Annotated in this window: 20 protein-coding genes and 1 tRNA gene; 14 read left to right on the top strand and 7 right to left on the bottom strand. The window is 56.5% G+C overall.

All coding sequences use genetic code 11. The annotated features are described in order from the left end of the window. The first annotated feature begins 137 nt into the window (after positions 1-137). On the top strand, positions 138-1529 hold the full coding sequence (locus tag AC3B6F_RS04195) for a gamma-glutamyltransferase (RefSeq protein WP_489823479.1): 1392 nt from the start codon (positions 138-140) through the stop codon (positions 1527-1529). Positions 1530-1531: 2 nt separating this feature from the next. On the opposite strand, the gene fliP is transcribed toward AC3B6F_RS04195, so the two are convergent. Both fliP and AC3B6F_RS04205 read right to left on the bottom strand, forming a co-directional pair. Next, positions 1532-2269, bottom strand: coding sequence for a flagellar type III secretion system pore protein FliP (gene fliP / locus AC3B6F_RS04200; protein WP_489823480.1), 738 nt, complete (start codon positions 2267-2269; stop codon positions 1532-1534). Further along, entirely contained in the window at positions 2266-2559 is a 294-nt protein-coding gene (locus tag AC3B6F_RS04205) for a hypothetical protein (protein ID WP_415573152.1), read from the bottom strand. Before AC3B6F_RS04205 ends, fliP begins: the two co-directional genes overlap by 4 nt. A 208-nt stretch (positions 2560-2767) precedes the next feature. On the opposite strand from AC3B6F_RS04205, the gene flgB reads away from it, so the two are divergent. From flgB to recA, 7 genes are all read left to right on the top strand, one after another. Beyond that, positions 2768-3160: a flagellar basal body rod protein FlgB gene (gene flgB / locus AC3B6F_RS04210; protein WP_489823481.1), complete on the top strand. Its 393-nt coding sequence runs from the start codon at positions 2768-2770 to the stop codon at positions 3158-3160. Positions 3161-3173: 13 nt separating this feature from the next. After that, positions 3174-3581: a flagellar basal body rod protein FlgC gene (gene flgC, locus AC3B6F_RS04215; protein ID WP_489823482.1), complete on the top strand. Its 408-nt coding sequence runs from the start codon at positions 3174-3176 to the stop codon at positions 3579-3581. Positions 3582-3584: 3 nt separating this feature from the next. Further along, a complete protein-coding gene (gene fliE / locus AC3B6F_RS04220; RefSeq protein ID WP_489823483.1) occupies positions 3585-3902 on the top strand; it encodes a flagellar hook-basal body complex protein FliE in 318 nt (105 codons plus the stop codon). A gap of 3 nt (positions 3903-3905) precedes the next feature. Continuing rightward, positions 3906-4178: a flagellar biosynthetic protein FliQ gene (locus tag AC3B6F_RS04225; RefSeq protein WP_426065707.1), complete on the top strand. Its 273-nt coding sequence runs from the start codon at positions 3906-3908 to the stop codon at positions 4176-4178. Next, positions 4175-5002 carry a flagellar biosynthetic protein FliR gene (locus AC3B6F_RS04230; RefSeq protein WP_489823484.1) on the top strand — a complete coding sequence of 276 codons (828 nt, stop codon included), beginning with the start codon at positions 4175-4177 and terminating at the stop codon, positions 5000-5002. The genes AC3B6F_RS04225 and AC3B6F_RS04230 overlap by 4 nt, the downstream gene beginning before the upstream one ends. Before the next feature lie 3 nt (positions 5003-5005). Then, positions 5006-6082, top strand: coding sequence for an EscU/YscU/HrcU family type III secretion system export apparatus switch protein (locus AC3B6F_RS04235; RefSeq protein ID WP_489823485.1), 1077 nt, complete (start codon positions 5006-5008; stop codon positions 6080-6082). 174 nt (positions 6083-6256) lie between these two features. Continuing rightward, a complete protein-coding gene (recA, locus tag AC3B6F_RS04240) occupies positions 6257-7291 on the top strand; it encodes a recombinase RecA (RefSeq protein WP_010500791.1) in 1035 nt (344 codons plus the stop codon). 42 nt (positions 7292-7333) lie between these two features. On the opposite strand, the gene AC3B6F_RS04245 is transcribed toward recA, so the two are convergent. The 3 genes from AC3B6F_RS04245 to AC3B6F_RS04255 all read right to left on the bottom strand — a co-directional run bounded on the left by AC3B6F_RS04245 (position 7334) and on the right by AC3B6F_RS04255 (position 10177). Then, positions 7334-8299 carry a diguanylate cyclase domain-containing protein gene (locus AC3B6F_RS04245; RefSeq protein WP_489823486.1) on the bottom strand — a complete coding sequence of 322 codons (966 nt, stop codon included), beginning with the start codon at positions 8297-8299 and terminating at the stop codon, positions 7334-7336. A gap of 199 nt (positions 8300-8498) precedes the next feature. After that, a complete protein-coding gene (locus tag AC3B6F_RS04250) occupies positions 8499-9482 on the bottom strand; it encodes a ferritin family protein (RefSeq protein WP_010500788.1) in 984 nt (327 codons plus the stop codon). Between the two features lie 53 nt (positions 9483-9535). Further along, positions 9536-10177 carry an ATP-dependent Clp protease proteolytic subunit gene (locus AC3B6F_RS04255; protein WP_026017357.1) on the bottom strand — a complete coding sequence of 214 codons (642 nt, stop codon included), beginning with the start codon at positions 10175-10177 and terminating at the stop codon, positions 9536-9538. An 18-nt stretch (positions 10178-10195) separates the two neighbouring features. Between AC3B6F_RS04255 and AC3B6F_RS04260 the strand changes: the two genes are divergently transcribed. From AC3B6F_RS04260 to AC3B6F_RS04285, 6 genes are all read left to right on the top strand, one after another. Then, positions 10196-11356, top strand: a complete 1161-nt coding sequence (locus AC3B6F_RS04260) for an OmpA family protein (protein ID WP_489823487.1) — start codon at positions 10196-10198, stop codon at positions 11354-11356. 97 nt (positions 11357-11453) lie between these two features. Then, complete coding sequence (locus AC3B6F_RS04265) at positions 11454-12680, top strand: LL-diaminopimelate aminotransferase (protein ID WP_010500783.1); 1227 nt, start codon at positions 11454-11456, stop codon at positions 12678-12680. Further along, positions 12677-13966 carry a homoserine dehydrogenase gene (locus AC3B6F_RS04270; RefSeq protein ID WP_061932810.1) on the top strand — a complete coding sequence of 430 codons (1290 nt, stop codon included), beginning with the start codon at positions 12677-12679 and terminating at the stop codon, positions 13964-13966. Before AC3B6F_RS04265 ends, AC3B6F_RS04270 begins: the two co-directional genes overlap by 4 nt. Continuing rightward, positions 13963-14964 carry a class II fructose-bisphosphatase gene (gene glpX / locus AC3B6F_RS04275; protein ID WP_489823488.1) on the top strand — a complete coding sequence of 334 codons (1002 nt, stop codon included), beginning with the start codon at positions 13963-13965 and terminating at the stop codon, positions 14962-14964. The genes AC3B6F_RS04270 and glpX overlap by 4 nt, the downstream gene beginning before the upstream one ends. Before the next feature lie 10 nt (positions 14965-14974). Continuing rightward, complete coding sequence (recJ, locus tag AC3B6F_RS04280) at positions 14975-16774, top strand: single-stranded-DNA-specific exonuclease RecJ (protein ID WP_489823489.1); 1800 nt, start codon at positions 14975-14977, stop codon at positions 16772-16774. Between the two features lie 41 nt (positions 16775-16815). Continuing rightward, positions 16816-16891: transfer RNA gene (locus AC3B6F_RS04285), tRNA-Glu, on the top strand. 232 nt (positions 16892-17123) lie between these two features. Here AC3B6F_RS04285 and AC3B6F_RS04290 read toward each other — a convergent pair. Continuing rightward, on the bottom strand, positions 17124-18260 hold the full coding sequence (locus AC3B6F_RS04290; protein ID WP_489823984.1) for a HupE/UreJ family protein: 1137 nt from the start codon (positions 18258-18260) through the stop codon (positions 17124-17126). Positions 18261-18323: 63 nt separating this feature from the next. Further along, on the bottom strand, positions 18324-20279 hold the full coding sequence (locus AC3B6F_RS04295; protein ID WP_489823490.1) for an adenine deaminase: 1956 nt from the start codon (positions 20277-20279) through the stop codon (positions 18324-18326). Between the last annotated feature and the right edge of the window lie 3 nt (positions 20280-20282).

Below are 20282 nucleotides of genomic sequence, written 5' to 3' on the forward strand. Positions count from 1 at the left end.
AGAAAGACTGTCACAAAGAGAAGCAGCCAAGGCCCCTCCCACAAGAGCGCAATACCCGTTATGACTGCGTCAGAGTTGCTTCCTGTTCGAAGCAACTCGCTTGCCGGACCCAAGACCAGAGAGTGGAGAAACGCCAGGTGGCGCACCGTCGAAACCAGATTTCCATCCACGGCATCGTCAAAGCACGCCGTGCCTCCATCCTTCTGGCCTCGGTAGCCTCGGGGCTCCTCCTGTCAGCATGTTCCAGCATTCCAGGTATCAGTTCTCTCGTTGGCCCTGCTGCTGCCCCTGCCCTGACAGGAAGTATCGGAACAGTCGTCGCTGACGAACCCCAGGCAGCTCTGGTCGGGCATGACGTTCTGGCTCGCAGCGGCAATGCGGCTGACGCAGCAGTTGCAACAGCTCTTGCTCTGGGTGTCACACTCCCGTCCCGCGCTTCTTTTGGCGGCGGTGGGGCCTGCATTGTTTCCCGCCCGAATGCCCCAGCGGAAAGTGTCAGTTTTCTTCCGCTCCCCGGCACAAGTTCTGGCGGAGACCGACCAGCCTCTACGCCCGCCATGCTGCGCGGCCTCTATCTGATCCAGCATCAGTATGGCTCTGTTGAGTTCAATGATCTGATCGCACCGGCGATGAACCTTGCCAGTAACGGCGTCACCGTCAGCCGCGCGCTGGCCTCCGACCTGTCAGTTGTCCGGACAGCCCTCCTGGCAGATGAGAGCGCGCGCGCAATCTTCGGACGCGGTGAGGCCGGAACAGTCACCGCAGGTGACAGCCTGATCCAGCAACGCCTCGCAGGCTTTCTCGAACGCGTCCGCTCTGCAGGCGTCGGCGATCTCTACAACGGCGCACTGGCTGACGTTTATGCAACGGCTGCCCAGAAAGCTGGTGGACGCGTCAACGACGAAGACCTTCGCAAGACCCTCCCCATCCAGACCGTTGCTCTGACGACCCAGACCAATAGCCTTACGGCAGCCTTTCTGGCACCCCCTGCCGATGGTGGACTGGGCGCTGCAATTCGCTACACAACCGGCGCTTCTGCTCAGGGTGCTGTTGCTTCCTGGCGCGCCTCGGGTGCAACGGATATTGCAGCCGCACAGGCTGCGCTGGATAGCGGCAAGAGCGGTGGCGGCTCACTGCCGCCCCTCCCGGCTTCCACTTCTTTCGTCGTGACAGACCGTAACGGCATGGCTGTCGCTTGTAGTTTGAGCGAGAATAACCTGTTCGGTACGGGCCGTATCGCTGGCAATACCGGGATTGTTCTGGGGGCCTCTCCAGCTTCAACGCCTCGCCCACTTCTGGCCGCTGCCATCCTACGGGATCGTCGCGGTCTCCGCGCAGCGATCGCAGCATCCGGCCAGAATGATGCAGCCGACGCCGTCGGTGAAGCGGCACGGGCTATTGCTCAAGGGGCCGAGATTTCCCATTCCGGTTCTGGTCGCGTCAATGCGATCACCTGCGCAAGTGGTAGCGCCTGTCACGGTAACACCGACCCGCGTGGTGCTGGTCTGTCCGCTGGCACCACAAACTGACATTACCCGGTAAAACTTCGCACTAAACTCCCCGCCACAAGTGACCAGCCGTCCACGATCACGAAAAAGATCAGTTTGAACGGCAGGGACACGGTGCTGGGGGGGAGCATCATCATGCCAAGGCTCATCAGAACACTCGAAACGACGAGGTCGATGACCAGAAATGGCAGATACAACAGAAAACCCATTTCAAAACCACGACGCAATTCGCCGATCATGAAGGCCGGAACCAGCACCCGCCAAGGTGTATCCACCAGCTTTTCCGGCGGCTTTTCATGAGCAATATTCAGAAAAGTTGAAATATCGGCCGGTCGTGCCGTCGCAGCCATAAAGTCATGGAACGGCTGCGCCACCCTGCTCAGCCCTTCCATTTCTCCAACCTGCCCCGCCATCATTGGCGCCACACCAATATCCCAGGATTTCTGGAGTGTCGGCTGCATCACGAAGAGCGTTAGAAAAAGAGCTAACCCGATAAGAACCGTATTCGGCGGCGTGCCCTGCGCCCCCAGCGCACTTCGCAACAGGGACAGCACAATTACAATCCGGGTAAAAGCCGTGACCATGACCAGAAGACTGGGAGCAAGGGATAGAACGGTGATGAGCGCACTGAGCTGCACCAGACGGCTGGTCGTCCCAGCTCCGCCAGACTGCCCCAGATCAATACTCACTGCCTGTGCATGAGCCAGATGAGGAATGAGCCAAGACAGGGCCAAAACAAGAAAAAGGACCCAACGCTTCACGAGGCATCCTCCAGAGCGGACGTAAATGCTGCGCCCTCATTCTGCCATTCCAACAGAACGTCCTGTGTCCCGCCTGTTAAAACCAGAACTTCACGACTGCCATAGCGCACGACCGAAAGACGCCGCGTCCGATCCAAAGCCATCTGTCCAACCAGCGACAATGCCGCAGTCCCGCCTTTCTGACCGCTACGCTGCGGCGAAACGAGCTTCAACAGAGGCTTGAGGCAGACAAGCAGCACCATTACGAACATTAGCGCTGAACAGGCAGTCAGACCGTCATGCAGGGTCATGGCATCAGGTTTCCTTCACTTTGAAGGGAATGATGCAGGACAAAGATTAATAGACGCCTAATACCGCGCCATTCTTTCTCAAATTCTCATCACGCAGCCACCCGATCCTCCAGAATCGGAACCACCATCAACCATTTATTAAGCTGTTTCGTCCATGATCCCTCCTGTCGAGCTGCTATCCGGCACCGCAGGGAGGAAAACTGCACCAATGCGCAACACAGACACCACCTCAACCAGTGGAACCAACCTGTTTGCCTTGGGTCAGGATCGCCTGAACTGGCTACAGGCCCGTCAGCAGGTTCTAGCGGGCAACATCGCCAATGCAGACACACCCGACTACAAACCCAAAGATGTCTCTCCCTTCGAGGCGGCTTTGGACCAGTTCGACATCACGCCCGTTGCGACACAACCCGGTCATTTCGGGGTCAGCGCTTCTGATACGTCCGTGCGGGAAGTGGACTCCGAAAGTTCGCTGGATGGAAACCAGGTTTCCCTCGACCAGCAGATGGAACAGGTGGCGGACGTCAACGATCAGCAGCACCTCGCGGTCAATATCTATGGAAAATACATGAGCATGTTCCAGACCGTTCTTGGTAAATAAGGCGCCCTGACACATGAACCTCTCGAATACCATTCGCATCTCCGCCAGCGGCATGGATGCACAGGCCCAGCGCCTTCGTGTCGTCGCTGAAAATCTGGCCAATCAGGATACGACCGGCTCAACGCCAGGCGCCGATCCCTATCGTCGCAAGACGATTACTTTTTCAGAGCATATCGACGACGATACGGGCGTATCCTCCGTTAATGTTCATGACATCGGCCAGGACATGTCAGACTTCCAGACGAAATATGATCCGTCTCATCCAGCAGCGGATGCAAAGGGCTACGTCAAAATTTCCAACGTGGATTCCATGGTGGAGATGATGGACATGCGCGAGGCGGAACGGTCCTACGAAGCCAACCTCAATACGATGCAGAGCTCGCGCACCATGCTGTCGCGCACGCTCGATCTTCTGAAGTAATCCATGATCACATCCCTTTCCCAGGCCCACAGCGCCTACGCCCAAAGTTTGCAGAACAGCCTTCAGACAGGCGTGACGGACGATGTTCCCGACAGCACATCCGGCAATGATTTTGGCTCTGTGATGTCACAGGCGGTCAAGAGCGTCATTGCCACGGGCCATGATGCGGAAACCCAGTCAGCCGCCGGCCTGAACGGTGGCGGAGACATGATCCAAATCGTCACAGCCGTTTCCAACGCTCAACTCGCGCTCCAGACGTCTACCGTCATCCGGGACCGGATCGTGCAAGCGTATCAGGACGTCATGAAAATGACGATCTGAGCCATGCAGGCGATCGATCTCGGCGCAATTCTTGAGCAGACGTTCATCGTTACCCTCAAGTTGAGTGCCCCCGCCCTGCTCACGGCTCTTGTGGTTGGATTGCTGGTCTCTCTTGTGCAGGCGGTTACGCAGCTCAATGAAAGCACACTGTCCTTCGTCCCAAAGGTCATTGCCATTGGCGCTGTCATGATGATGGCAGGGTCATTCATGACAGCAACGCTCCTTACATTCACACGCCATCTTTTTGACCAGCTCATTCTCGTCGGCACAACATGACTCCCATGTTTCTGCCTACGGACCTCGCAGGGCCCGCGCTAACGGAATGGGCCCTCGCTTTCCTGCTCGTTCTGTCCCGTACGGGAGCGACGGTCATGGTCATGCCGGGACTTGGGGAACAGTCTTTGCCCATGGTGGTCCGGGCTGGCATTGCCCTGACGCTGACCTTTCTGGTCCTGCCTCTCGTTGCTCCTCTGCTTGATATGGGCAGGCTTGATGCTCTGGGGCCCTGGGGGTTAGGCGGGATGATTGCGGTTGAACTCTTTGCGGGCGTTCTGATCGGCTGGCTGGCCCGGCTCATCACGATGGCCCTTCCTATCGCAGGCCAGATGATCGCCATGTTTATCGGTATCTCCAGCGTTCTCCAGCCAGACCCGGATCTTGGCTCAAGCAGTTCAGCTCCGGCCAGATTCATGAACCTTCTTGCACCCCTGATGCTTCTGATCACCGGAGCCTATATCTTCCCGGTTAGGGCAATGATTGGCAGTTATGGCCTCATTCCCCCCGGGGCTGCCCTTATGAGCCAGACTGCCATTGCCCATTGGCCAATCCTCGGAGATGCAGCACACAGCGTCATCCAAATGACTGGTAAAGCCTTTGCACTGGGACTGGAACTCAGCGCGCCCTTTCTCATCCTTTCCCTGATCTGGGAAATGATGCTGGGCATTATGACGCGCCTTCTTCCTGCTCTACAAATCTACAATGCCGCTAATCCTCTCCAGATGCTGGGAGGAATTGCCCTTCTTGGACTGACGCTGCAGGCCATGCTGACCGTCTGGCAAGGACAGGCCTTTGACGTGCTGCGCGCTCTGCCGGGTCTGTAATCCATGGCAGACACAGAAGACAGAACAGAAGCCCCGTCCCAACAACGGCTTCAGAAAGCCCGGGACGATGGCCAGATTGTTCTCTCCCGTGAAGCCATGAGTTTCATCGTCCTGCTGGCCGGAATACTGGGTGTTTTCACACTTCTGCCTTTTCTGGTGACGGATTTTGTCCGTAGTATGCAGAGCCTGATGGCCAACGCCGGGACTGTCTCCATGGTTCAGGACGGTCTTCTGGCCGCTACGGAACATTCCATTGTCGCGGGGCTGAAACTGGCTATTCCCGTCGCTGGTCTGGTCACAGCACTCACGTTGGCGGCAGGTTTTTTACAAACAGGCTTCCTGATTCATCCCGCCTCACTCCTCCCTAAGATGTCCCGTGTTTCACCTATGGCCGGTCTGACACGCATCCTCGGTGGCGGTACTCTGCCGGATACATTCAAGGCCGTCATCAAGCTGCTTATTTTTACAGCAGTCCTCTGGCACCTTGCCAAAGGCGTCATTCCCGATGCGCGTAGCATGACAGGTCTGACTACAGGGGCCATCCTGACAAAAATTGCTCATCTGGGTTTCAGCGGCGCCATCAGCATGGCCCTGGCACAACTTGTCATTGCGGGCGGGGATATTTTCTGGATGCGCTTCCGCCACACCGCCAAGCTCAAGATGAGCCGGGAAGAACTGAAAGAAGAATATCGGAACACGGAGGGCGACCCTCACATCAAGGGACAACTCAAAGCCCTTCGAGCCAGACGGGCCAAACAGCGCATGATGGAAGCCGTCAAAAACGCAACAGTCGTCGTGACGAACCCCACCCATTATTCGGTAGCGCTCGTTTACGAAAAGGGGAAATCCAGCGCACCCCGAATTGTCGCCAAAGGAATGGATGATCTTGCTGCTCGGATCAGGGAGACGGCGCAGGATCATCGTGTCCCGGTCGTCTCTAACCCGCCTTTGGCGCGTGCGCTCTTTCCTCTTCCTCTTGAAAGCGAAATTCCGGCGGAACATTTCAAAGTAGTCGCCGCGATCATTGCCTATGTCTGGAAACTTAAAAGGCCAGGCAGCCGGAGTACCCCGGCAGAATAAAAATCTTGCCTTTCCCGCACCTCCCCTCTTGGCGAAACCGGCATGAACCATAATATGAGTACCAGAACATTTGTGAACACGACACGCTTACCGACTGAAATCTGCCCTATGCGGCAAAGAATGTGCGGTCTATCGTGTTCCTCTTTGCCAGCCATGAGCGATTACGAGGATTGAATGGACAAGACCAAGGCGCTTGAGGGCGCACTCAGCCAGATCGAGCGCGCATTCGGCAAAGGGTCCATCATGCGCATGGGCCAGCGTCCGAAAGAGCAGGCCGACGTTATTTCAACCGGTTCTCTGGGACTTGATATCGCCCTTGGCATTGGTGGCATGCCACGTGGGCGTATCGTCGAAATCTATGGCCCGGAAAGCTCCGGCAAGACGACCCTAGCCCTGCATGTTCTGGCAGAAGCCCAGAAAAAGGGAGGCACTGTCGCTTTCATCGATGCTGAGCACGCGCTTGATCCCGGTTATGCCCGCAAGCTTGGCGTCAACATTGATGAGCTTCTTCTGAGCCAGCCGGATGCAGGTGAGCAGGCCCTTGAAATCTGCGATACGCTGGTCCGTTCCGGCGCTGTAGACGTTCTCGTTGTTGACTCTGTGGCCGCTCTGGTTCCGCGTGCGGAACTGGAAGGAGATATGGGCGACAGTCACGTTGGTCTGCATGCCCGTCTCATGAGCCAGGCCCTGCGTAAGCTGACCGGAACAGTGGCGCGCTCGAATACGCTTGTCATTTTCCTCAATCAGATCCGCATGAAAATTGGCGTGATGTTCGGCAACCCGGAAACAACGACGGGCGGCAATGCGCTGAAATTCTACTCTTCCATCCGACTTGATATTCGCCGTATCGGGTCCATCAAGGACAAGGATGAAGTCGTCGGCAACCAGACGCGCGTAAAGGTCGTCAAGAACAAGATGGCGCCTCCGTTCCGTCAGGTTGAATTCGACATCATGTATGGCGAAGGCATCAGCAAGATGGGCGAACTGCTTGATCTCGGTGTGAAAGCCAACATCGTCGAGAAATCCGGCGCCTGGTTCTCCTTCGACAGCCAGCGCATTGGACAGGGCCGTGAAAACGCCAAGCAGTTCCTCCGGGAACACCCGGAGATGTCTGGTGAAATTGAACGCCGTATCCGTGCGGATGCAGGTGTCGTGGCTGACGCCCTGATGGTGGGCCCAGACGCGGCAGATGACACCTCTGAAGACTGAACTTCTTAAAGAAAGGGGCTCTCTCAAGAGCCTCTTTTTTCGTTAAGCGCGCAAAACTCCTGCAGAACTCTCCAAACCGTATTCCCTCGGGTTTTCACTAAAAATTATCAAACCACCTCGTCCTGAGGATTTTACCTGATACAGAGCCGTATCACTGGCTTTGAAAAGAGTGCTGATCTCTTTCAGCCGGGACGAAGATATCGCTCCACCAATACTCAGACCGATCTGAAAGACCCTGCCTCGATAATGAACGGGTTCTTCAAGACTGGCATGAATTCGTGCACCGATCTGCTCCAAAGCCATTTCGTTAGAGGTTTTGCGTGCCAGAAGGGCGAATTCATCGCCTCCCAATCTGGCAATACATTCTGTTGGAAGGCGCACAGATTCCAGGCGCGCTGCGATTGCCTTAAGAACAAAATCCCCTGCATCATGCCCAAAGGCGTCATTGATCTGCTTGAAGTAATCAACATCCAGAAGCAGCAAACCGACTTCTTCTCCTCTGCTCCTTTTCCTCAGCATAAGAGCGGAATGTTTCTTGAACATCCGTCTGTTGGGAAGCCCCGTCAGAGCATCATTTTCGGAAGCAATACGCAGTTTCCGTTCAGCCTCTCTCTGGCGCGTTACGTCTCTGGAGAGGCAGAGAATAGCCATGATCGCGCCATCTGCTCCCATCACAGGCGTTAAAATATTATCCCAATAGACAGTTTTCTGGCCCGGGAGTTCGCTCCGGCCAGAAAATGATGCTTTGAATCCTTGTCTTGCTCGAGAAAGCGCACGTCGCCCACGGGCTCGAATATCCTGCGGAAGCAACTCAAGCCATTTCATGCCAAACGTGGTCTTGCCATGCTCCAAGCCTAAAGCCTCACAACCCGATCTGTTCATACGCAGAAGGGTTCCATCGCAGGACAGAAGCTTGATGCAGTCCACACTGGCGTCGAGCATCAGAGTAAGCCTGTCCAGATCCTGCCGGAGTTGCAGGTCGTGTTCGTGCGAAGAGTTTTTCTTCATAAAATCTTCCCATGCCTCCTCTAGGACATGACGAAGCTTTATTTTGAAAAAAGGTCAATAAGAGGACAATGCCCCTCAATAAGAATCAACGATAACTTATAATTTTTAAGTATTATTTTATGATATATTAACGAACTACATTGCTTATAGAACTCTTGGGGGAGGCATAATTATGCCTCCCCCAAGCCTGATTACCCCATCATTCAGCGACAGCTTTTCGTCCGCCACGCAGGCGCTCCCAGAGATGAGCACCCTTGATAATGACTTTTGCAATTGCTGGCGTTGTCGTCGGACGCAGCAGGCGCGGATCGTAACCAGCAAAACGACGATCATTCTCATCAAGGCAGAGCTGCATCAGCTCAGGAACCTTGATGTCGATATTCGTCATATCCTTGGCGCCAGTTACCGTGAAATTGTTGTCCTGCGTATGCTCCTCGCCATTGTCGTCAATGGAACGGGCTAGTCCCATGCGCTCGTAGGCTAGGAAGATCCAGACGCCAATGACGCGCAGTTCGAACCATGGACGCTTCCAGAACGGCATAGTCGCACGGTGCCAGGCCAGCCAGTTGGCAAAGAGTAGAATGTGACGGCACTCTTCCTGCATGACAGGCTCGAACGTCTCAATCAGTTCCATCGGGAACAGACCAGCGCGCTCAGCCAAGGCAAATAGGCCGAATGCGAAAAAACTATCCACGCATTCTGAGAAACCGGTCACGAGATAGGCCCATTCCGTGTCCTTGGGCTCCACATAAGGAGGCTCGGGTGCCATCGGAATCTTGTAGGCTTCGACCAGCTTGCTCAGAACTTCCTTATGCCGGTTTTCTTCCCAAGCATTGCGGGACAAGGCGTCCTTCATGTCCGGGTCATCAATCATCGCAGCATAGGCTGCCATCCGCAGACGGGCCTTACCCTCGGTCTGTACCGCAATGTCCCAGATCGGCAGGGACGTAATGCGATGCAGCGTCTCCGGGTCCAGTTCCGGCCAGTCGATGACGGATGGTTTGTATGGATTGAACGTGTCGCGAAACATCTGCGCGACAGCCTTCTTGTGCTCTTCCGTTCCCGGCTTGAGAGGTCCCTTGATCGGGCTACTCCAGTGACGCGCTTCATAATCGACGCGTTCAAGGGTCTTCTCCGACGGTGCGTCGGGAAGATGGGAATAGATGTCAGCCAGGCTTTTCATGATATTTTCGCGGCGTGCCCTGCGACACGCCGTGCCCCTTGGAGCTTGTCGTTTTACTTCAGGTCGGTCGCGGAGTGGATGATACGGTTCACTAGACCGTATTCAATCGCTTCCTTTGCGGACATCCAGTAGTTGCGGTCCGTATCCTTGGCGACCTTTTCATAGGTCTGTCCGGTTTCCTTGGCGAAAATCCGGTTCAGACGCTCGCGCATCTTGATGATCTCGCGGGCCTCAATGTCGATATCCGTTGCCGGACCACGCACACCACCCATCGGCTGATGAAGAAGGAAGCGTGTATTCGGCAGGCAAACGCGACGTTCCGGACGGCCCGCTGCATAGATCAGCGCACCGGCGGAGGCGACCCAGCCCGTGCCGATCATGTTGATAGGCGCAATCGAATCCACAAAGCGGATCATGTCATGGATCGTGTCACCACTTTCCACATGGCCACCAGGAGAGTTCACATAGACGTCGATCGGCTTGTCGGACGACCCAGCAAGCGCCAGCAGGCGCCCCGTGACGTCACGCGCGATCTTGTCGTTGATCCCACCAAAGATCAGAACCTTGCGCTGGTCGAACAGGCGGCTTTCGAGTTCGCTGATCGGGCTGTTCAGCGTCTTGTTGTCGTCTTCCGGGGCCTCTGGGGCATCGGGCTCGTCATCCAGACGGGTAAGGGTCATTCTGGTGATGTCCATGTCGTTTCCAGATCCATCGTGCGTCTTCATCCCCCTATCCTGCGCTTCGTTTGCCTTCATGCCAAGTCCGGGAAAGACGAAGTCTCGCCATCCCGATCACGAACGGCTAGTCTCCGCCCTGTTCAGAGATTTGGCGAAGGCAGGAACGGCACAGTGGGTTCAGGGAACATGACGCATCCCGGGAAAGCGGTAACGCGCAGAAATACGGGAAAGATCCCGTTCATGCTGCTGCTGGCCACACCCCTCTTTACCGCCTGCCAGCATCAGGACGCCGTCGATGTTCCGGCTGGATGGTGGCATAGCTTTGAGGGGGGCGAGATCGCCAAACTGCGTCCGCCTCCGCCGGGACAGAACCTGCCATACCCGCATGTTGGTCGTACCCCGGCTCAAAATCCGGAAATGCCATCCCCTGAGGCGCGCGTTAACCTGACAATGCAGCTGGAAGCCCAGCGCAATCTGGCCCAGCGCGAGAGCGCGGCTCAGGGCACACTTCCCACCATACCGCCACCGCCGCCGAAAACCGTACCGTCGGCCGTTAACCCGACCGGGACTGAACCGGAAGAGCAGAACAATCTGACCATGACGTCAGTAGGACAGCCAGCGGACACAACACCTCCTGTCAATGCGGCTCCAGGAGCAGCTCCGGAAACTCCTGCGCCTGTCACCAAGCCTGCCGCCCCATCAAAAACGCCACAGCCAGCCGCGCCAGAAGCCGAACTTCCGCCAGTGGTTGCTGCCTCAATTCCGCCAACGCCGCCAGGAGAGTTCCCGCAGATCGGTGCGCTTCCGCCGCCACCGCCACAATTCCCAGGTTTTAATCTTCCCCGAGATGCCAATCTGACTGGCCCTCTCCGCCCGGACATCGATACCTCCACCCCGGAAGGCACGCTGATCCGCTTTCAACCTTCGACAGATCACGTCGTAGGGGACCCTTCGAGCGACTATCAGCGAATCATTTCCCAACGCGGGGATCAGAAAATTACGATTCTTGGCTTTGGTGCGGCCATGAGTGCGGATGCAGGTCTGTCTACGGCCGATCAGGGTCGTGAAATTGCGCTCGGACTTTTGCGCGCCCGTACAGTAGCCCATGCGCTTATCCAGAGAGGCGTCCCGGCTTCGGCCATCGTCCTGCGCGCCGAGGCCATCGGCAACGGTGTTCGCGTCAGGAATGGCGGCTGATCAGGCCTGAAAGGAACATGTCTTAAAGGACTGTTCCTCTTACAGAAAAACCTGTCTATCGTGCCTCCTCCCGTAATCTTCTTACCCTGAGCTGGTCATGACCGAAGAGTTCCACCGCATCCGCCGCCTGCCGCCCTATGTGTTCGCTGAAGTGAACAAGGCCAAGGCTGCCGCGCGAGCGGCCGGTGAGGACATCATTGATCTCGGCATGGGAAATCCGGACAGCGCTCCGCCGGCTCATGTCGTGCAGAAGCTTGTCGAAACCGTCGGTGACCCGCGCGCGCATGGCTATTCCGTCAGTCGTGGTATCCCCGGTCTGCGTCGCGCCATGGCGAACTACTATGAGCGCCGCTTCAATGTCTCCGTCGATCCAGAAACGGAAGTCATCGCAACGCTGGGGTCCAAGGAAGGTCTGGCCAATCTGGCCGCTGCCATCACCAGCCCCGGTGACACGATCCTGGTGCCGAACCCGTCCTACCCTATCCATCAGTTCGGGTTCATCATCGCAGGCGCGTCCGTCCGCTCCATTCCGGCCACACCGGATGAGGACATGCTGCGTGCGCTGGACCGTGCCGTACGCCACTCCGTTCCGAAGCCAACCGCGCTGATCGTCAACTTTCCGTCCAACCCGACGGCCTTTGTTGCCAATCTCGATTTCTACAAGGAAATCGTGGCTTTCGCGCGCCGGGAAAACATCTGGATCCTGTCGGACCTCGCCTATAGCGAGATTTACTTCAATGCGGATGAACCACCGCCATCCCTGCTGGCCGTACCAGGCGCGAAGGATGTGGCCGTGGAGTTCACCTCCATGTCCAAGACATATTCCATGGCGGGCTGGCGCATGGGCTTTGCCGTTGGCAACCCGAAGCTGATTCAGGCCCTGACGCGTATCAAGTCCTATCTGGACTACGGTGCTTTCACGCCGATTCAGGTGGCCTCGGTCGCGGCTCTGAATGGCCCACAGGATTACGTGTCCGACATCCGCGCCATGTATAAGGATCGCCGGGACGTTCTGCTGCGCGGCCTGAGCTCTGCTGGCTGGGATGTTCCTGCTCCTGCCGGATCCATGTTCGCATGGGCCCCTATTCCCCCCGCTTTCGCTGACATGGGGAGCGTGGAATTTTCCAAGCTCCTGCTGAAAGAAGCTGGCGTGGCCGTCGCACCCGGCCTCGGCTTTGGCGAATATGGCGAAGGGTTCGTCCGGATCGGACTTGTCGAAAATACTCAGCGGCTGCGTCAGGCGACGCGGGCCATCAAGAGCTTCATGAGCCGGCACGGTGCCGGTGCATCGACCGCTGATCTTCTTGGAGCTGCATCATCGTGAAACCACTGCGGATCGGACTGGCCGGACTAGGGACTGTCGGTGTCGGCGTCATTCGTCTTCTTCAGAAGAATGCCGAAACGATTACGGCCCGGGCCGGTCGGCCGATCGAAGTGGTCGCGATCACGGCGCGCAGCCGGGACAAAGACCGTGGCGTCGATCTGTCTGGCATGCGCTGGCATGACAAAGCCGTGTCCGTCGCACAGGACCCCGAGATCGACGTTGTTGTTGAACTGATCGGCGGTTCCGAAGGCCCGGCACGCGACATGGTAGAAACGGCCCTGACACGCGGTATCCCGGTTGTGACAGCCAACAAGGCACTCGTTGCACTGCATGGCTCGGAACTGACGCGTCTCTCTGCCGAAAATGCTGCGCCGCTGTTCTTTGAGGCTGCGGTCGCTGGCGGAATCCCGGCCATCAAGCTCGTCCGCGAAGGACTAGCAGCTGATCGTCTGGATAGCGTGGGTGGCATCCTGAATGGCACCTGCAACTACATCCTCACGGAAATGCGCACGACCGGGCGCGATTTCGGGGACGTCCTGACAGAAGCACAGGCCAAGGGATACGCAGAAGCAGAGCCTTCCACGGATGTTGATGGTTGGGACACGGCTCACAAACTGGCCATTCTTGCCGGGATTGCCTTCCAGCCCATCGTTTTCGACACCCTCCCCGTCCACGGTATCCGAGATGTGACAGCCTCGGACCTGACGTTCGCCAATGAACTGGGATACCGTATCAAACTGCTCGGTATGGCTCGCGCCACCGGGGATAATGGGATCGAAGCGTGGGTCCGTCCCTGCCTCGTCCCTGCCAAGGCAGCCATTGCCGCCGTGGAAGGGGTCTTCAATGCCGTCACCACACAGGGGCCGTTCAGCGGTCCCATCACAATTTCCGGCCGTGGCGCTGGCGAAGGCCCGACGGCAAGCGCCGTGGTTGCGGACCTGATCGACTTGGCCCGCGGGGCAAATCTCCCGGTCTGGGGCGTCAAAAGTGCTCCGGCACCTGTGTCCTGCACAAGTCTCGGGGAGTTGAAGAGCGCATTCTATATCCGTCTGGATGTGGAAGATCGTTCTGGTGTCATGGCCGATCTGACATCCGTTCTCCGTGACCATGATGTTTCCGTGCATTTTGTCTCGCAACATGATGCTGCGGCGGGACGTGCACATCTGGCCCTGGTGACGCATCAGGCCCCAGAAAAGGCTATTTCTGCAGCTATAACAGCACTTTCCGCGCTCCCAGTTGTTAATGGGGCTCCTTTAGTGCTCAAGATCGAGGATTCTCTCCAGTGATCGATCCCACAAGTGTTCTTCCCTACCGCGTTACCGACCGCAACCTGGCGCTGGAGCTTGTCCGCGTCACGGAAGCGGCCGCCATTGCCTCTGACCGCTGGACAGGCCGTGGCCTGAAGAACGACGCCGATGGTGCGGCCGTTCAGGCCATGCGCGCCGCCTTTGATACGGTCGCCATTGATGGCGTCGTCACCATTGGCGAAGGCGAAATGGACGAAGCACCGATGCTCTATATCGGTGAAAAGGTCGGCTCCGGCGGCCCAGCCATGGACATCGCGGTTGATCCGCTTGAGGGCACAAACCTCTGCGCCAAGAGCCTGCCGAATGCCATTACGGTGGTTGCTCTCGCCGAGCGCGGCAAGTTCCTGCATGCCCCAGACATCTACATGGAAAAGATTGTCGTCGGACCGGATCTGCCGGATGATGTCGTCAATCTGGACTCTTCCATCGAAGATAACCTGCGCAGTCTTGCGAAGGCCAAGAAGCGCGACGTGTCAGACCTCGTCCTCTGTACGCTGGACCGTGAGCGCCACGAAGAACTGATTGCCCGCGCCCGTCAGGCTGGTGCCCGCGTTCAGCTTCTGAGCGATGGTGACGTCGCTGCAGCAATCGCAACCTGTATCGATGGTGGCGGTGTGGATCTTTATGCTGGTTCAGGCGGTGCGCCCGAAGGCGTTCTGGCAGCCGCAGCAATCCGCTGCATGAATGGTCAGATGCAGGGCCGCCTGCTGTTTGAAGACGATGCACAACGTGAACGCGCCCGTGAAATGGCCGATGGCAAAGATCCGACGCGCCTTCTTGGACTGCACGACATGGCCGCCGGTCACGTTTTGTTTAGCGCTACAGGCGTTACCACCGGCTCTCTGTTGAAGGGTGTCGAGCGTATCGGTCCGACGCGCGCAAAGACGCATTCGATTGTCATGCGTTCAAAATCAGGCACAGTTCGCTATATTGAGAGCCATCACGATTTCAGCCTGAAGACAAATCGACCATCCTGAATGGAGTAGCATGTTAGAAGACGATACGGGCCTGGTCCTCGGAGTATCCCGCAGCGCAGGCAACCGTCGGTGGATCTGGCGTGATCCACGTCTGGCTGAGGCGGATAATCGCCTCGCCCTCGGTCTGGCCCAGCGTGCGGCCATTCCGGAACTTCTGGCCCGTATCCTGACAGCCCGTGGCGTTTCCGCCACAGAAGCTGCTTCCTTTCTGGACCCACGTCTCCGCGATCTCATGCCCGATCCATCCTGCCTGCAGGATATGGATGCTGCTGCATCCAGATTGGCTGAAGCTGTTCGCAAGCATGAGCATGTGGGCCTTTTCGGCGATTACGACGTCGATGGGGCCTGTGGAACTGCACTGGTCTGCGATACACTCCGTGAAATGGGCTGCATCGTCAGCACGCATATTCCCGATCGGATGACCGAGGGTTACGGCCCCAATACAGCCGCTCTGGAAAAACTTGTCGCTGACGGTGCGACCCTTCTAGTCTGCATCGACTGTGGAACAGCCGCCATCGACATTCTGAACGACTTCCACGGTCAGACCGACGTCATCGTTCTGGACCATCACAAGCCGGATGGTTCCATTCTTCCCAAAGGTCTTGTCGTAAACCCCAACCGACTGGACTGCACCTCCGGTCTGGGATCAATCTGCGCCACCGCCGTCGCGTTTCTGACAATGGTCGCCACAGTGCGCCTCCTCCGTCAGGAAGGCTGGTTCACAGACGGGCGTCAGCCGCCTGACCTTCTCAAACGCCTGGACCTCGCAGCCCTCGCCACCATCTGTGACGTGATGCCTCTGACCGGCCTGAACCGCGCTCTGGTCATGCAGGGACTGCGCGTCATGGGCCGTGGGGAACGGCTCGGTCTGGCAACCCTGTCTTCCGTCGCTGGCGTCAAGGAAGAAGCCAGTGCCATGGCCTGCGGTTTCGCACTTGGCCCACGGATCAACGCGGGTGGCCGGATTGCGAAAGCCAATCTGGGTCTGCGCCTTCTTCTGTCTGACGACGTTATTGAAGCCCGAGCGCTGGCGGATGAGCTCGACAGCGTCAATCGACAGCGCCAATCAGTTGAAGCCGGTATTCTGGCGCAGGCCATGGAGCAGGCCGAGCAGCAAATAGAAAACGGACACGCCGTTATCTTCCTGCATGGGGAAACATGGCATCCCGGCGTTGTGGGGATTGTCGCTGGACGTTTGAAGGAACGCTTTAATCGCCCTGCCCTTGTGGGGGCTTATACAGATGGCATCATTAAAGGCTCTGCCCGCTCCGTACCGGGCCTCGATATTGGAAATGCCATCATTACGGCACGGCAATCCGGTCTGCTGGTCACAGGTGGCGGTCATGCCATGGCAGCAGGCTTTTCCCTGACAAGCGACAATGCTCCAGCATTCCATGACTTTCTGGATACCACTCTCTCCGAAGCACACGCGCTCCCTGTACAGGAAGCGCTGCGCATCGACGGTGTTCTAACCCTGCGCGGTGCTTCGCTTGAAGTTGCCTCCCAGCTTGAGCGACTGGCTCCTTTTGGACCAGGTAACGAGGAGCCCGTTCTGGCGATCAGCAATGTACGATGCGTCAAAAGCGATCGGATCGGCAAAGACGGCAATACGCTGCGTCTGATGCTCCAGGGTGAGGACGGAGGGACCCGACTGAAGGCGCTCGTCTTCCGTGCAGGAGACAAACCCTTCGTGCCACTTCTGGAAGATCGAGCAATGCCGCTTCTGCATCTGGCGGGACATTTGAGGGTCGAAACCTGGCAGGAAAGAAAAAATCTAACTTTTTTCATTTCTGACGTTTCAGCCGCTTGACGGGGGTCCGGAACCCCCTTATACACCCGCTCACGCCTCCAGTCCCGTTCGTCTAGAGGCCTAGGACACCGCCCTTTCACGGCGGCAACACGGGTTCGAATCCCGTACGGGACACCAAGGTATTCAGCTAAAAACTGAGTTCCTCATACAGAATGAGCAGCTCATTCTGACCACTTCAGTGCGAGTGCTATCTGCTGTTAAGTGTGTAAATGGGCTGAGTTCAAGCTTTCAACAATCTCACCTCAATATACCGGGATTGACTGTCGGATCAGTCTACACTGTGTCCATGATAGATCGTTCCTACGCCTGAGGCACCACGCCAGTGGCCCGTATGTCCTCGAGAAATACTTCAAAACAATAGATTATACGCAAGGATGCGTTGCCCTGCCCAGAACAGACCGATAGCGGCAATCACAAGCGAGCCAGGTATCGCAATACGGCTTCTGAACCATGGGCGCTTTCTGAACCAGCCCACCGCCAATGTCGCAAGCAGGATGATAAAAAGCTGTCCTGCATCGACACCCAGATTGAACCCCAGAAGAGCACCAATAAAATCACGCTTGGGGAAAGGCACCTCGCTTAGACTGCTGGCAAAGCCAAAGCCATGAATCAGCCCGAACGCAAAAACCACCAAAAGCCGCATTATGCCCAACCGGGGGCTGAAGACATTTTCCAACCCAATAAATGAAATAGACAGCGCAATCGCAGGTTCTACAAAACGACTGGGAAGCTCGAAAATCCCATAGGTCGAAAGAAACAATGTTGTCGCGTGCGCAACGGTAAAGACCGTGGTTTGTGAAAGCAGTTTCCGCCAACTGATCCCAAGGAAGAAAAGCCCGAGAACGAAAAGAATATGATCCGTTCCTTCAGGAACAATGTGCTTGAAGCCCAGCTTGAGATAGATCGGAAGCTGTTGCCACCACGCCAACGTATCTGGATCAAAACTGGCAGATTGATCAGCGTGATGAGTAGGAAGTTTGCCACGATACTCGAAGGACAGACTTTCATGTTGTCCCGCATCCATCCACCGGGTCTGTGTAAAATGTCGCTCAGGAAGTTGGAGCGTGTATGCAACAGGGTAATCAATCTGGGCGCCCAGCGGTATCCGAAGCTGTAAAGCCCCTCCCTCCGGAGGTAGCGCAACATCAAACTGGAAATGCGCAGGCTTGTCTGCTGCCAGATCCATGTATTCTGCCTGACTTTTCTGAGAGAAGCCGTACTTTACAAACGAGAGATGTAACGGTTTCGATCCTGCAAAAAGGGGCAGAACACGGGTAATAAGAGCAGCGACATGCTGCACTTCTGCCTCGTGTTGCGGCCCTTTTCCGATTGCCAAGGCATAATAACGAGCGGGATCACCAAGCAGAACTGTCAGATCCATATCGATCATGACGGTGGCCGCATCAGGTCGATCCAATGACACCAGAACTCTCGTCATGGATTCCGGGTCGGCCTCAGCAACAGAGACCAACCCGAAAAGAGTCACAATGAGCAAGCCGCAAAGAACAGTCCTGAAAAACCGTCCCAAGCTGCGAACCTTCCTCATACCTTACCAGACCGTCGGCATCGTCTGCCCCGTTTGAAGAAGCACAAGCCCGCTGGGATTACCCGGATAGGGAACAACCAGCCGCCACGTGAAGGGACTGCATGTAATCATGGATATCAGAAGTCTCCGCGGATATCCCGGCGTTCCAATCCATTCCAGAGTATCCGCTTTGGCATAGACATTTTCCATGCTGGCCGCAGCGTCCGGAATGGACCGGCTCGTCATCAGACCTGCAATTTCCAACTGCATTTCCGCCAGAACCTTGCCGTGAGACACCATCACGATGCCTCCCTTGAGTTCGGCAATGCGATTGACGGCTAGCGCCATGGCTTCGTCACTCGTCCCCATGACGGTGATATTATGCAGATCATGAGAAACAGATGTGGCAATCGCACTGTCTGGCGTCTTTGGGCCATTGCCCGTCCAGAACATCTTTCCCAGACGTCCCTGCCCCATGTAGCGATCCACAGTCGCGACTTTGATGATGTCATGGGCAATATCGCGCTGAACAACGCCGTTCACAACGGATAAAGTCGCGGTCTTCTGCACGGGGTCAGTATAAAACGGTGCCTGGATGGCGGCTGTGACCTGTGTTGTCCTGCCTTGAGGAGCGAGGATTTCAAAATCCTTTGCCGTCAGCTTCCTGCCAATATGAATGGTATCAGAGGCCCAGGACGGCCATGTGATTTTCGGAACAGGAAGAAGATACTTCCCATCCTGAGCCGCCAGCTTTCCATTTGCAAAAACATATTTGATTTTAACATCTGGCACAGACGACAGAAGAACCACATCCGCATAACGACCCGGCGTGATTGATCCGACAATCTGGTCCATATGGCCGTGCTGCGCCGGATATAAGCTCGCCATGGCATAAGCGGCTTCTACCGGAGCACCCATCTTGATGGCCAGCCGGATATGATAGTCCATCGTCCCCTGCTTCAGGGTATCCGCAACATTCCGATCATCCGTGACAAGGGAAACATTGCTCCAGCTTTTTAGTCCCTTACTAACGAAATAGGGGATAGCCCGCTCAATATTATCATCCCGCAATTGCAGGAACAAACCGTGCTGAAGCTTGTTCCATGCTTCCTGCGGCAAACGGGTTTCATGATCGCTGGACAGACCCGCGCCCGCAAAAGCGTTGATCGTATCCATATCCCACAAACCGGCACCGTGACCGTCGATCACCCCACGATTATCAAACGTCGCCTGAATGTTCTCCCAAATACGCTGATGCCCGGGGTGTGCAGGGTTGGATACCGCAGGCCAGTCCATGACCTCATCCAACCCCTGAACTCGTGGGTTGTTGCGAATATTGTCCGCAATTTCCTGATAGGCGTAACTGCCCCCACCCTGTTCAAAAGCGGAAGGCGGCGTAGCCGATCCCAAAGCAGGAAAGATTTTCAGTGGGCTTCCGAGCCGTTCAGGCGTTAGCCAGAACTCCACGTTATGCACGCCGCTCACATTGGCAAATTCATGTGAGCCTTCTGTCGTCCAGGTATTTCCAAGCGGAATGACAAGAGCCGCCTCCCATTCCGGGGACAACATTGAGCTTTCGATGTGCTTATGGGACTCTCCAAAGCCCGGTACTGCCGGAAGGCCCTTGACATCAAACACCGAAGACGCATGGCCCTTCCACTGCCCGGCTGGCCCAACCCATGCAATGCGTTTGCGGGCGATAACAATATCCTGCCCGTCTTCCCAACTCAGAGTATAGACATTCAGTACCCGAGCATTGTGAATCACAAGATCGGCCGGTTCCCGTCCCAGCGCAACAGCTACAAGGGTCTGCCGCGTTTTGACTTCATCGCTGAAGGCAATCGGATGCAGCACATGGCTTGCCGTAGGCACATCGGAAGCTACTCCCGAGGCCATCGCGCCCGCCTCCATAAAACTCCCGATGCAGAAGCAGGACAGGGCGATTATGGAACGACGCCACAGAGACAGGACGATAGGCATTTT

This window comes from Gluconobacter sp. ESL1110 (assembly GCF_058107395.1).